General features: G+C 64.5%; 11 protein-coding genes. 5 read left to right on the top strand and 6 right to left on the bottom strand.

The genetic code is table 11. The features are described 5' to 3' along the window. Positions 1 to 2 precede the first annotated feature (2 nt). Positions 3 to 1,127, bottom strand: a complete 1,125-nt coding sequence (locus ACERLL_RS15230; RefSeq protein WP_373656959.1) for an efflux RND transporter periplasmic adaptor subunit — start codon at positions 1,125 to 1,127, stop codon at positions 3 to 5. A gap of 256 nt (positions 1,128 to 1,383) precedes the next feature. Here ACERLL_RS15230 and ACERLL_RS15225 point away from each other — a divergent pair, with 256 nt between their 5' ends. Further along, positions 1,384 to 2,106, top strand: a complete 723-nt coding sequence (locus ACERLL_RS15225) for a BON domain-containing protein (RefSeq protein ID WP_373656958.1) — start codon at positions 1,384 to 1,386, stop codon at positions 2,104 to 2,106. A gap of 147 nt (positions 2,107 to 2,253) precedes the next feature. Here the strand turns inward: ACERLL_RS15225 and ACERLL_RS15220 are convergent, their stop codons facing one another. Next, positions 2,254 to 2,703 (bottom strand): hypothetical protein, encoded by a 450-nt coding sequence (locus tag ACERLL_RS15220; RefSeq protein ID WP_373656957.1) that lies wholly within the window; start codon positions 2,701 to 2,703, stop codon positions 2,254 to 2,256. A 288-nt stretch (positions 2,704 to 2,991) separates the two neighbouring features. Between ACERLL_RS15220 and ACERLL_RS15215 the strand changes: the two genes are divergently transcribed. After that, positions 2,992 to 3,210 carry a hypothetical protein gene (locus ACERLL_RS15215; RefSeq protein WP_373656956.1) on the top strand — a complete coding sequence of 73 codons (219 nt, stop codon included), beginning with the start codon at positions 2,992 to 2,994 and terminating at the stop codon, positions 3,208 to 3,210. 31 nt (positions 3,211 to 3,241) lie between these two features. Here the strand turns inward: ACERLL_RS15215 and ACERLL_RS15210 are convergent, their stop codons facing one another. Then, complete coding sequence (locus ACERLL_RS15210) at positions 3,242 to 5,125, bottom strand: methyl-accepting chemotaxis protein (RefSeq protein ID WP_373656955.1); 1,884 nt, start codon at positions 5,123 to 5,125, stop codon at positions 3,242 to 3,244. 445 nt (positions 5,126 to 5,570) lie between these two features. Between ACERLL_RS15210 and ACERLL_RS15205 the strand changes: the two genes are divergently transcribed. Then, the gene (locus tag ACERLL_RS15205) at positions 5,571 to 6,119 is read left to right on the top strand and encodes a formaldehyde-activating enzyme (RefSeq protein ID WP_373656954.1); all 549 of its coding nucleotides are present in this window, start codon (positions 5,571 to 5,573) and stop codon (positions 6,117 to 6,119) included. A gap of 25 nt (positions 6,120 to 6,144) precedes the next feature. Here ACERLL_RS15205 and ACERLL_RS15200 read toward each other — a convergent pair whose 3' ends face one another. Further along, a complete protein-coding gene (locus tag ACERLL_RS15200; protein ID WP_373656953.1) occupies positions 6,145 to 7,041 on the bottom strand; it encodes a complex I NDUFA9 subunit family protein in 897 nt (298 codons plus the stop codon). A gap of 435 nt (positions 7,042 to 7,476) precedes the next feature. Between ACERLL_RS15200 and ACERLL_RS15195 the strand changes: the two genes are divergently transcribed. Then, a complete protein-coding gene (locus tag ACERLL_RS15195) occupies positions 7,477 to 8,910 on the top strand; it encodes an FAD-binding oxidoreductase (RefSeq protein ID WP_373656952.1) in 1,434 nt (477 codons plus the stop codon). A 72-nt stretch (positions 8,911 to 8,982) separates the two neighbouring features. On the opposite strand, the gene ACERLL_RS15190 is transcribed toward ACERLL_RS15195, so the two are convergent. Next, positions 8,983 to 10,536, bottom strand: coding sequence for a methyl-accepting chemotaxis protein (locus ACERLL_RS15190; RefSeq protein ID WP_373656951.1), 1,554 nt, complete (start codon positions 10,534 to 10,536; stop codon positions 8,983 to 8,985). A gap of 511 nt (positions 10,537 to 11,047) precedes the next feature. Then, positions 11,048 to 11,344 (bottom strand): GIY-YIG nuclease family protein, encoded by a 297-nt coding sequence (locus tag ACERLL_RS15185; protein WP_373656950.1) that lies wholly within the window; start codon positions 11,342 to 11,344, stop codon positions 11,048 to 11,050. Between the two features lie 153 nt (positions 11,345 to 11,497). Between ACERLL_RS15185 and ACERLL_RS15180 the strand changes: the two genes are divergently transcribed. Beyond that, entirely contained in the window at positions 11,498 to 12,325 is an 828-nt protein-coding gene (locus tag ACERLL_RS15180; RefSeq protein ID WP_373656949.1) for an ion transporter, read from the top strand. Positions 12,326 to 12,364: the final 39 nt, after the last annotated feature.

Genomic DNA, 12,364 nt, shown 5'->3' with positions numbered 1-12,364 from the left:
GCCTAGTCGCTCGCCGCCCGGTTGCTGCCGACCAGTCGCACCCGCTGCCCCTCCTGGAGGGCCTCGTTCCCCCGCGTGACCACCCGAGCTCCCGCCTCTAAACCGGAGCGGATCTCCACGCGGCCATCGAAGGACAGGCCGGTCTGCACCTTGTGCTCGCGGGCGACGTGCCCGTCGCCGTCCTTCTCCACCACCCATACCGTCTTGCGGCCGTCCGGATAGCGAAGGAGCGCGTCCCGCGGCACCACCACACCGCGCCGGCCCGTCTCCAGCGGCAGGGTGGCGCTGGCGGACATGCCGGGTGTGATGGGGACCTCCTCGCGGTTCATATGCACGCGGACAGTGAAGGTGCGGGCCTCAGGGTCGCTCACGGGGATCGTTGCCGCCACCCGGCCGTCCAGCGGATTGTCCGGAACCGACTCCAGGCGCACGCGGATGGGGGCTCCCGCGTCGATCCGGGGGTAGTAGCCCTGGGGGGCCTGGAAGTCGAGACGCAGGCCGTCCATGGCCACCAGCTCCACCACGGCGGTTCCTGGGTCCACCCACTCGCCGGCGGCGGTGAGCTTGCGGGACACCACGCCGTTGAAGGGCGCGTCCACGCTGTGGCGGGCCACGCGCTCGGCCTGATGCTCCGCCCGGGCGCGCAGCCGCTCCAGGGCGGCTTGCTCGATGCGGACCTCCGCCTCCCGGGAGCGGACCTCGGACTCCGGGATGTTCTGGTTTCGGACCAGGCGACGCGCCTCGGACAGCCTGCGCCGGGCGTCGGCGAGCTGTTCCTCGGCCTCGGCCACCGCGGCGCGCTCCTGGCGGAGCTGCAGCTTCTCCAGCTTGCGGTCTAGCTTCAGAAGCGGCATGCCTGCTTCCACCCGATCCCCGCTGTCCACCCGCATGGTCTCCACCAGCCCGCCCACGGATGTGGAAACCCGCGCAACCTTAGGCGAGGTGACCGTCCCGGTAAGCTGCACCTCGCGGATAATGGGAGCGGTTTCCGCCTTGGTTACCCGGACGGGGGGTGCCTGCTGGCTGTGGGCGGGTCCGGTCAAGGTGGCCATCAACGCGGCCGTCAGGCCGAGGAGGGCGCTCCGGAAACGACGGCGCGGCAACTGGAGGGGTAACCGTGGAGGCATAGGGCCGACCGTTTCTCCTGGCAAAACAGGGTCTTCATATCCTGGCCGATAAAGCGCGCATCGTCCACGCGGCCGGGTAACTACTCGGACTCCGTCCCGCCCTTCCGGTTCAGCCGCGGCCGTTTCCGCCCCGGAGCAATGCCCTACCGGGAGAATCCCAACCCCCGGGCACGGGCCTTGCGCGCGGTGGGCCCTCCTGTGTCTACATTGGAAGGCTACCGAATTGCGCATAGTCCGGTAACGCGAGGAACGGCAAATGAGCGGGAATCGAGATCTGGTTAAGGCCGTAACGGCAGCCTTGGAGTTCGATGCGGGAGTCAACCTGCACGATGCCACGCTGGAGATCCGCGCGGAAGGCGCGACGGTCTACCTGACGGGAGAGGTGGCGGACATCGCGCACAAGCGCCGGGCCCCCGGCATAGCCGCGCGGGTAGAGGGCGTGGAGGAGGTGGAGGACCATCTCAGGGTGCGGCCCGATGAGCCGCAGACCGATGGTCAGATCATGGAGGAGCTTCGGGTGGCGCTACTGGAAGAGCCGGTTTTCGAGCATCACACCCTGCGCATGATCGGCCAGACCGGCGAGGAGGCGCTCCTGCGCGAGCCGGAGCGGGCGGAAGGCGACATCCTGTTCAGCGTGGAGGAGGGCGTGGTCTCCCTGGACGGGGCCGTATACAGTCTGTCCCATCGGCGCATGGCGGCCCTCCTGGCCTGGTGGGCCTCCGGTACCCGCAACGTGATAAACGGACTGGTGGTAACTCCAGCCGAGGAGGACAACGCCGGCGAGCTGTCGGAGGCCGTGGAGCTGGCCCTGGAACGGGATGTGCTGCTGGATGGGACCTTGATCAACGTCCAGGCCCGCGACGGCGTGGTTTTTCTCGGCGGGACGGTCAAAAGCGAGCGGGAGAAAACCCTCGCCGAGCACGATGCCTGGTATGTGGAGGGGACCCGCGAGGTGGAGAACCGTACCGCCGCCCCGTGAGCGACGGCCTGGCCGGCGGGGAAGGGCTCCGGGCGTTACTCCGGAGCCCGTATTTTGGGCTTACAGGAATATCGGTCCGCCCCTCCGGAGACCGGAAGGAGGAGGGCCGGAGCTGCCAGACCCGCCCGGGGCGGTTTGGACCGGTGGCTATTGCTTGCCGTCGTGTTCGGCCAGGGCCTTCTGCGCTTCCGGTGGAGCCGGCTGGCGCCAGGCGACCTTTTTGGCATCATTCGGCTTGGTACCCTTGTAGCGTACCCGGCCTTGCGGATCCTGCACCGTGATCTTGTAGATATATTGGCCCGTGCCTACCGCGCGGTGCGGGTCCGGGGTCCCGGGGATGACCTCCTTGAGCTGTCGGACATACTGCTGTCCGGAGTACTTGGCCTTCTCCCGGTCGGCGTCTTGGGCCATGGTCACCGCGAGGAGGAGCGTTTCCCCCTTCTGCTCCATTTCGGCATTCTCCACCCAAATACCGGCCTCGGTACTGGCGGTGGCCTCCTTGATGGCCGACCGCGGGATGCCCGAGTCTCCGCCCGAGCCCCCGCATCCGATGAGAAGCAGGCTCAGGGCGCCGCCTATGATCCAGCGATATGCCATTGCGGTTTTCTCCTTCCAAATGCAGCTTGCTCCCCCCCCCCCTCATGGGCACCGTAAAACCCAGGGGAAGTCATTCAAAGATGGAATGCGGGAGCTGCCGGTTTGGGGGAGGGAATGCGCTCCGCCGCACCGGGAAAGCGGCTATACATGGGGCGTCCTGGCGGAAAATCCCGAATAGCGGATGAAATTTCGGGCTTTTCGAATGAAATGCGGGCTTCTGGGAACGGTTTCCTTCTGATAGCTTTGCTCGAAACGCTAGCCACATCAGAATACTGGGGAGGGAAAGATATGCTGGACGGGATTCGCGAATTCCTCGCGGGCATGGTGGACTGGATTATCGCCATCGGTCTGGTGCTGGGCGGGCTGGGCGGCCTGGTAAGCGGTTCTCAGCTCGGTTTCATGGGCGCCATCGGGGGCCTCATCTTCGGTCTGATTTCGACCGCGATTCCACTGACGGCCCTGGCCGTTCTTTCCGATATCCGGGCCCAGCTCAAGAACCAATCCTGAGGCAGGGGGCCGGGCTCCACACCAATCCTCATCAGGTGATTCGGTAGCGCTCCACCTGGGTGCGCAGGGCGCTGGCCAGCTCGCTGAGCTGCTCCGCGGCGGACTCGATCTGGGTGACGCTGCCGACCACCTGCTCCACGTTGCCGGAGATCTCGCCCATGCTGTCCGTGGTCTCCCTGACCGTGGCGGCCAGCTCCTCGGCGGCGGAGGCGATCTGCCCGGCGTTGTTGTCCGTCTGCTGGATCATGGAGCGGACCTGCTCCATCTTCTCTTCCACCTCGCTCATGGCGGATACGGAAGAGTCCGACTCCTCGCGCAGGCTGGCGACGATCTCGTTGACCTGCCCCGTGGTCTCGGAGGTCTGCTCGGCGAGCTTGCGCACCTCGTCGGCCACCACGGCGAAGCCCTTGCCCTGCTCCCCGGCGTTGGCCGCCTCGATGGCCGCGTTCAGGGCCAGCAGATCGGTTTTCTTGGCGATGGCCTGAATGGATTCCATGAGCTCGTCCACCCGGCCGGTTGAGCTACGCAGGGACTGGATGCGCCGGCCCGCTTCGCGGACGGCCTCCATGCCCTGATCCGTGGTCTCGGCGGTCCGGCTCGTGGATTCGGACACCTCGCTGATATTCTCCGCCACCTGCTGAACTACCGTGTTCACCTCGTTGGTGGAGCTGGTGACCGATTCCACCCGCTCGCTGGAGCTTCTCGCGGACCGGGAGATCTCCTCGGCGGAGGAGGCGAGCTCCTCGCTGGACGCGGCCACCTGGGAGGACTGCTCCTGGAGGTCGCCCAGGAGATCGCGCTGCTCCGCCACCAGGGCATTGACGGCTCCGGCCATCTCGTGGATCTCGTCACGGCCCTCCGACTGTGCCCGGCGCGTGAAGTCCCGCTGGTTCTGGATGTGCTGGACGGCCCGGCTGACCGCGTTTATCGGCCGCACCGTGGCCCGCGTGAGTAGGAAGGCCAGCAGTCCGGTCAGGGCCATGGCCGCCAGATTGACGGTCAGGATGCTGGCGTTTAGGGAGCCTTGAACACGGTCCTGCTCCTGGCGCTGATTCTCCGCCAGGATGCCGGCTGCCTGCTCCAGGCTCTGCGCCGATTCGATCATGGTATCCAGGTGTGCCCGGGCCGATTTCCGGGCGCTGCCGAATCGGTCGAGCTCGGCCAGATAGGACTGTGCCGCCTTGTTGGCCCGGGCCAGCCGCTTTCGGTTGCTACCCGACGCGGACTCTTCCAGCTCGGCGGTCTTCGCCGCCAATTGTTCGGCGGCCTGCTGTGCGGCCTTCAGGGACTTGTCCTTGCCCCGAAGTAGGAATTCCTTTTCCCGGAGCCGGGCCTCTCGGATGAGGATCCCCAGGTCCTTGTAGGCGTTGATATTCCGGAGCCGGTCGAGCCCCGACCCCGACGCTCCGAGGCCCCGGGACCGCTGGCGGGCCCCCTGGATCAGGTCCTTGCTGAGCTTTTCCACCTTGGCGGCCGCTCCGAGCATGGCCTCAGAGGCCTGCCGGGATTCCTCCTGGAGCCGGGAGAACTTCTCGAAGGCCCGGGCGTAGGCCGCGTTGGCCTCCGCCACGGCATCCAGGCGGTCCGGATTGTCGCCGCCTTCCAACAACCGGGCCCGGGTTTCCTCCGCAAGCTGTTCCATCCGCTGCGAGAGCTGCCCGATTCGCTCGGCCTGCTTTTCGCTTTGCCGGCTGATGTAGTTCTTCTCGGCAATCCGCATTTCCTTGGTGAGGCGGATGAACCGGGTTCCCGACTCGGTCTGCGTAACCGCCGTGCTGTAGCGGCCCAGGTAGAGCTGCGTCAGGGCATAGACCGCAACCATGGCAAGTATGGCCAGGCCCGGGGCCAGGGCCATTTTCCAGCCCATCTTCAGGTTGCCGAGGGAGAACCGTTTGTGGAAGTTCGGGCGTTTCATGCGAATGGGCAGCTCCAATCAGGGAAAAGGCGGGATGCCGGGTCACCGGCGGCTCGTGACCGAAATCGCATCCTTCGGCTTTTCGGGTATACGGAACGAGGGCATGAACTGACGGGAAGTCTTGGAAAAGCGGCCATCGGAAGCAATAGATAATAAGGGGTATACAGCCTTCCGTAAGAAATTTCCGGGGAGGCTGACCGAAATCAGGTAGAGAAAGGTGGGATCGTAAAGCCGATGTTTCGGGCAGGCGGTAACCGACCGAGGAAGATTTGCCGGGGAATACCAGGAGTGGGCCAGGGCGGAAGGGGGCGTATGCTAGAATGCGTATTCTGCGTGCGGCTTCCGCACCATAAGGTTGGATTCCAGCCCCACAGTTTTTTCACGGAATTCGGGCAGTCGGACCCTCCGGCTGCCTTTCGCAACCTCAAAGCATAAGGAGCGCAATATGGCCGAGCGAATCGGAATGCGTATGGCCGAGACCCTGGTGGGCGGCGCGGCGCCGGGTACCGGGGCGGAGCCGGAGATCGTCATCGGCGAGCTGGACGGGCCGGTGGGCCATGCCATGGCGCAGCTGAACGGGAACCAGACCGCGGGCCACACCAAGGTCTTTGCCCTGCTGAACGGCGACGTCATGGTCCGGCCCGCGACCCTGATGGTCAGCAAGGTCACCGTGGATAACCGCCGTTACACCAATATCCTCATGGGTACCGTCCAGGGGGCCATCGCCAACGGCGTTCTGGATGCCGTTCGCAACGGTGACATCCCCAAGGAAAAGGTGAACGACATCGGGATCATCTACTCGGTATGGCTGAACCCGGTGATCCTCGAAGAGCAGGAGATCGACCACAAGACCCTGTTCGAGACCCACCGCAAGGCCACTACCCAGGTGATCCAGCGGGCCATGAACCACGAGCCGAGCATCGACTGGCTACTGGAAAACCAGGACCAGATCACCCACAAGTACTATCAGCTCGGGCTCGACGGGAAGGTCTGAGGGCCTTCCCCCCCGCCACCCCGGATCAGGGCAGACTGACCGCGATCCGGTCCTCGATGCTCGCGGGATGGATGCCCAGATCCGCGAAGGTGGCCAAGTCCGATCCCACCGTATTGTCGTGCTCCATGAGCATGACCTGGTCCACGGTCAGCGGCTGCCCCGGTAACCGCTCGGCAACGCCGGCCAGGGCCCGCCAGATCGGGAAGGGCACCGGCAGCAGCAGCCGGCGTCGTTGCCGATGGGCGAGGATCACCTGCAGGATCTCCCGGTAGGTGTAGACCTTGCCGCCTCCCAGCTCGAAGACCTTCCCGGTCACGCCGGTCCGTACCAGCGACTGGCCGATGCCGGAAACCACATCCTCCACGAAGGCCGGCTGCAGCCGGGTGGCTCCGCGACCGAACATGGGAACCACCGGGGCCCGGGTGATGCCGTCCAGGGCCTGCAGGAAGCTGTCCCCGGGGCCGAACAGGACGCTCGGCCGCAGGATGATGGAATCCGGAAAAGCTTCCCGGACCCGCTGCTCTCCCAGTCCCCGGGCGGCGACGTAGCGGGATTCCGATTCCGGATCCGAGCCGATTCCGGAGACATGGACGAGCCGCTCCAGACCTTCCTCCCGAGCGCAGGCGGCGATTCGCTCGGCGCCGTCCACGTGGATGTCCTGAAAGGTCAGGTCGTCGTGCTCCTGGTACAGGCTTACAGCGTTGATCGCGCCGGCCACTCCCCGGACCGCCGTGCGGACATCGTCCGGGCTGCGGATGTCGGTTTCCATCAGCTCCACGGGGGCCTCGGGGGTCACCCGTTCCGGAACCTTCGGGTGCCGCGCGGCGACCCGCACCTCCCAGCCATAGGCAACTAGGCGCCGCGCGATGCGGCTGCCCAGGAAGCCCGTGCCGCCAAAAACCGTGATTCTTTGTGATTCCATGCCCTGTATTCCGGCTATGCCGCCCGGCCGGCGCGGCCGGTTGCGTGCGTTCATGTCCCGCTCTTCTGGAGCGCATCAGGCCGTTCCTGGCGGGGGTATATTGCGGGGAACCCCCTTGCCTGTAAATGGGCTTGGCGGGATCGGGGAATTCCTGCTGATCAGCGCGGTCGATCCCTATTCTCGGGAAAAGTATTGAAAACCGTCGCCGTTGGCGTAGTAGTGATTGAATGAGCCGTTTTCGACCGGAGGCAGGGATCCGCGCGGCCGTGGGGATGGTCCGTATCGCCCCGTTCCCCGGGGCAGGTTTCCGGTCGGGAGCGGTCTGCGGCGGCGGGCAGTTCGGATCGGGCCTGAGAAGCCCTCGGGAAGGGTCCACTGGACGGCGAAGGCGGCCGTTGGGATGGCCGGCGGGAATACTTTTGCGGGAGCGGAGCGATGGACGGCGTGGAAGGAAACAGGATCGGAGAAAGGGTGGATGCCGCGGCCTGGGGCGCTTTTTCCTCGGATTTCCGGGGCAGGCTGATCGAGATCGGCGATCCGGAGTATGAACAGGCCCGGCGCATCTGGAACGGGATGATCGACAAGCATCCGGCCCTCATCGCCGAGTGTCGGGGCACGGCGGACGTGGCCGCCGCGGTGAATCTCGCCCGGGAACAGCACCTGGAGGTGGCCGTGCGCAGCGGGGGCCACAATGTGGCCGGAACCTCGGTATGTGACGGGGGGATCGTAATCGATCTGTCCGCCATGCGCGGGGTTTGGGTGGATCCCCAGCACCGGAGGGTACGGGCGCAGGGTGGTGCCACCCTGGGGGACGTGGATCGGGAAGCCCAGGCTTTCGGCCTGGCGACGCCCCTGGGCGCGGTATCGGTGACGGGGATCGCGGGCCTGACCCTGAACGGCGGTCTGGGGCACCTCCGCCGGCAGTTCGGGCTATCCTGCGACAACCTGACCGCCATGGAGATCGTCACCGCCGATGGCCGCATCCGCACGGCCAGTCCCGAGGAAAATTCGGATCTGTTCTGGGCCCTGCAGGGCGGCGGCGGCAACTTCGGGGTGGTCACCGCCTTCGAGTACCGGCTGCACGAGGTGGGTCCGGAGCTGTTCGGGCTGTTCGTCTGGCACGCCGCCGATGCGGATGCGAGCCCCATGAAACGGTTCCGGGAGTGGGCGGCGACCGCGCCGCGGGAGGCGAGCGTGCTGGCCTTCTACGGTTTCATCCCGGCGATCGAGGAATTCCCCGAGGAGCAATGGGGCCAGCCTTGCTACGCCCTATTGGGCAGCTACAACGGTGCCCCGGAGGAAGCGGAGCGGGTGTTCGGGCCCTTGCGGGAATTCGCCCGTCCCGTGGCCGATTTCAGCGGCGTGCACAGGTATACGGAGCTGCAGACCCTGCTGGAAGCCGATTATCCGAAAGGGCTGCATTACTACTGGAAGGCGGTCTACCTGGACGACCTCACCGATCCGGTCCTGGAGTTCATCGCCCGGCGGGGCGCGGCGAGCCCGTCGAAGCTGACCACCCTGGACGTCTGGCAGCTCGGCGGCGCCCTGAGCGAGGTTCCCCGGGAGGCTACCGCCTTCTGGCACCGCGACAAGCCCTACATGCTTACCTTCGAGGCCAACTGGGAGGACCCTGCGGAGAGCGAGGCCAACCTGACCTGGGTGCGCGAGAGCGTGGCCGAGCTGCGGTCCATGGAGGGCGCCTCCGGCGGTTACGGGAACTTCCCGGGACTGGGTGAGGATCCGGCCCAGGCGCTCTACGGCGACAACCATGAGCGATTGGTGGCCGTGAAGGACCGGTACGATCCGGACAACCTGTTCCATCTCAACCAGAACATAATGCCGGCGGGCGGGAAGAGGAGCATAGCCTAGCTTCCTGGAAATCAGGAAGACCCCCGGAGTGCTTTCCGGGGGTCTTTGCATTTCGGAGCCCCGAAGAGGGCCCTATTCCAGCTTGAATCCCCGGACCTCTTCGGAAAGTTGGTTGGCCATCTGGTCCACCGACCCCGCGGCTTGGCGGATCTGCTCGGTGGAGCTGGTTATGCTCGCCACGGCATCCTGCACCTGACCCAAGCTCTCGGTGTTCTCGCTCATGGTGGCCGCCAGCTCTTCGGCCGCCGACGCGATCTGGTTTGCCATGTGATCGGTGGATGCGGCCTGCTCGCTGATGTTCTCCATGGACCGGCGCAGCTCGTCCATGGTGCCGGTGTTTTCGTCCACCTGGCCGCGGAATTTTTCCAGGATGCCGGTGATATCCTCGGTGGCATGGCTGGTCTGTTCGGCCAGCTTGCGCACTTCGTCGGCCACCACCGCGAAGCCCTTGCCCTGCTCCCCGGCGTTGGCCGCCTCGATGGCGGCGTTCAAGGCTAGGAGGTCGGTCTTCTTGGCGATATCCTGAATGGTCTCGGTGATCTGGTTGACGCTCTCGGTGGTCTCCCGGAGCTGCTCCATCTGGCGGCTGGCCTGTTCCGCAGCCTGGCTGCCGCTGGTGGACTCCTGATTCACCTTCCCGGCGGACTGGGAGACCTCGTTCACATTGTTGGCCACATCCTGGACCACCCGGTTCACCTCTTGGGAGGAGTGATTTACCTGCTCCACCTGCTGGACCTGTTCCCGGGCGCTGTTCTGCAGACCCTCAGCCGAGGCGTTCAGCTCCTCGCTGGCGGTGGCGAGCTGGTTGGATTGCTCCCGATGGTGGCCCATCTGGACGCGGAGCTTCTCCATGAGATGGTTGAAGGCCGTACCCGCCCGTCCGATTTCATCCTTTGTGGGCAAATCAAGGCGCTGGGTGAGGTCTCCTCCTCCCTGGGCGATGGATTCCAGGCTGCCGGCCATTTGCTTCAGGGGGCGGGTGATGAGGCGGAAGAGCAGCAGTGCCAGCACGGCGGAGATCGCCATGACCACGGCGTTGAGCCCCAGCAGCTTCGAGGCCGCGTTGCGGAACTCGGTCTGCACGTCTTCGATGTAAATGCCGGAGCCGATTATCCACCCCCAGGGGGAGAACCCCTGAACGTAGGATATCTTGGCCACCGGATCGTCGGATCCGGGCTTCGGCCACATGTAGGGGACGAAACCGGCCCCTGAAACCCGGACCTTGTGCACCATGGCCTTGAAAAGGTGCTTGCCGCGGGGGTCGGCAATTCCGGAGATGTCCTTCCCGTTCAGCTCGGGCTTGTAGGGATGCATAACCATGGTGGGGCCCATGTCGTTGACCCAGAAGTACTGCTTCTTCCCGTAACGCAGGTCCTCCAGGGCCTTGAGTGCGGCTTGTCTCGCCGCCTTTTCCGTCATGTCTCCGTCCCGAGCGCGTTGATGGAAATGCTCCACCAGACTGTGCGCTGACTTAACCAGATTGCGGACCATCACTTTGCGGTCCTGCATGAGACTGTCCTGCAAATGATTCATGGCGAGCACCGACACTAGCACCATGCCGATGATTCCCAGGGCGCCGAGAATCCAAAGCTTGCTTCGCAGCCGAATCCGTTCCAGCCAGTGCATGGGCAATCCCCTATCGTCGAGCGGATAATTCAGATCACCGGGGTCGTGGGAGTTATATGCAATGCCGGGGCTGACGCGGCGGCACAGAGCCCTGGGCCGTTGGATCGGGCATACGTTCCTGACTGGCCTGACAGCGATAAGGGGAGGAACGGACTGCCAGATATATAGCTATACAGTGCTAGATCGTTTCACAAAGAGGTGGTCGCGGAGAAAGACACTGTGTGCGAGAAGCCGGATTATACTTTTCTAAACGATAGAGGGGAAATCGGATGTATTGGGTGAGGGTGACGTAGTTAACAGAATAAATATTCGGTCTATGGATTCCGCTTTTCGAGGGTGCTATGTCGGTTGTTATTCCTGGAGGGCCGTTCTTCAAAGGGGGGGGTGTTATGTGGGAGAGTGTTGCTGTTTTATAAATAAAATTTAGGGGGTGCTTTAATTATTGTATGGAAGCATCTTGGCATAATTGGAGTCTGCCCGGATACTGCCCAGTCCGCGTGGCGGGGCGCATCTACCGTTCCGGACGGCCATCGGGACCGATACCAACGGATTCGAGCCCCCTGGCGATCAGGCGTTCTTTCTCCTTCCGGGAGAGCTGCTTGATGGCCCGCTCCAGGCGGAAGGCGTCGGACTTAGGCAAGCCTTCGCGTAGCCAGACGATCCCGCGGGGACCGCCGGCCAGGCGGATGGCCCGCGCTCCGGCCCCGGACTCATGGGTCTGGTACCGGCTGATGACATCCTTGGTGGTGCCGGTGTAATAGCTGCCGGCGTGTGTTTCGATCATGTAGACGGCCCACTCCGTGCCCAAACCCCCCTCCTTGCTTTGGTCCCCCGCCGCGCGTGGTCCCTTCCATTGCTTTCCCGAATACGGTAGAAGCATGCCTGATTGACAGGCCACAGGCGCCGAGGGCCTGTGGAACGGACATGGATCATACTGGAGAAAGGTGCCCCATTGGAGCGCTTGGCGGCTATCAGAGCGAAGCTCATACGGATCCGGGACAACAAGCTCTTCGAGGTCTTCGTTATCTCGGTGATCGTCCTATCCGGGCTGGTGGTGGGAGCGCGGACCTATTCACCGGACCCCTCGATCCTCCGCGGCCTGAACGTCCTGGACTACCTGGTAACCGGCTTCTTCCTGGTGGAGATCCTGATCCGCATGGCCAGCGAGCGCAGCCTGCTCGCCTTCTTCCGCAAGGGCTGGAACACCTTCGATTTCCTCGTGGTCGCCGTTAGTCTGGTGCCGATGGGCTGGGCGCACTCGGTGATGCTCGCGCGGCTGCTGCGGATCTTCCGGGTGCTGCGGCTGATCTCCTTCATCCCCGAGCTGCGCCTGCTGGTGAACGCCCTGGTGAAGGCCCTGCCGCGACTCGGCTACGTGGCCATCATGATGTTCGTCATTTTCTACATTTACGGCGCGGTTGGGAGCATCGCCTTCCGGAACATCAACGCGGAGCTGTGGGGAAACATCTCCGTGGCTATGCTTACCCTGTTCCGCGTGGCCACCTTCGAGGACTGGACGGACGTCATGTACGAGACCATGGACGTCTATCCACTCAGCTGGCTGTACTACGTGACGTTCATCTTCCTGGCCGCCTTCGTGTTCCTGAATATGGTCATCGGCATCATCCTGGAGGTGATGCAGCGGGAGCACGAGCAGTACGATCGCCAGCAGGCCGCGGAGGCCGTGCAGGACGGGGTTTCCCCGGCGGCGGGATCCGGGGAGCCGCCTTCCCGGGACGTAATAGCCCGGCTGGACCGGATCGAGCGCCTGCTGGAGCAACGTCTGTGAACGGGGCGGGCGGGAGACCGTGCCACGAAACTGGAGTGC

The sequence above is a fragment of the Thiohalorhabdus sp. Cl-TMA genome, from assembly GCF_041821045.1.
In the GTDB taxonomy this organism is placed as follows: domain Bacteria; phylum Pseudomonadota; class Gammaproteobacteria; order Thiohalorhabdales; family Thiohalorhabdaceae; genus Thiohalorhabdus; species Thiohalorhabdus methylotropha.
Note: the sequence above shows the minus strand (reverse complement) of the source record. Positions and strands in the feature narration are given on the sequence as shown.

Excerpts from the sequence above, each read along its gene's own strand:
- ACERLL_RS15215 (WP_373656956.1), top strand. The coding sequence starts at position 2,992 with ATGCTGGACGGGATTCGCGAATTCCTCGCGGGCATGGTGGACTGGATT.
- ACERLL_RS15195 (WP_373656952.1), top strand. The coding sequence starts at position 7,477 with ATGGACGGCGTGGAAGGAAACAGGATCGGAGAAAGGGTGGATGCCGCG.
- ACERLL_RS15225 (WP_373656958.1), top strand. The coding sequence starts at position 1,384 with ATGAGCGGGAATCGAGATCTGGTTAAGGCCGTAACGGCAGCCTTGGAG.
- ACERLL_RS15210 (WP_373656955.1), bottom strand. The coding sequence starts at position 5,125 with ATGAAACGCCCGAACTTCCACAAACGGTTCTCCCTCGGCAACCTGAAG.
- ACERLL_RS15190 (WP_373656951.1), bottom strand. The coding sequence starts at position 10,536 with ATGCACTGGCTGGAACGGATTCGGCTGCGAAGCAAGCTTTGGATTCTC.
- ACERLL_RS15230 (WP_373656959.1), bottom strand. The coding sequence starts at position 1,127 with ATGCCTCCACGGTTACCCCTCCAGTTGCCGCGCCGTCGTTTCCGGAGC.
- ACERLL_RS15220 (WP_373656957.1), bottom strand. The coding sequence starts at position 2,703 with ATGGCATATCGCTGGATCATAGGCGGCGCCCTGAGCCTGCTTCTCATC.
- ACERLL_RS15205 (WP_373656954.1), top strand. The coding sequence starts at position 5,571 with ATGGCCGAGCGAATCGGAATGCGTATGGCCGAGACCCTGGTGGGCGGC.
- ACERLL_RS15200 (WP_373656953.1), bottom strand. The coding sequence starts at position 7,041 with ATGGAATCACAAAGAATCACGGTTTTTGGCGGCACGGGCTTCCTGGGC.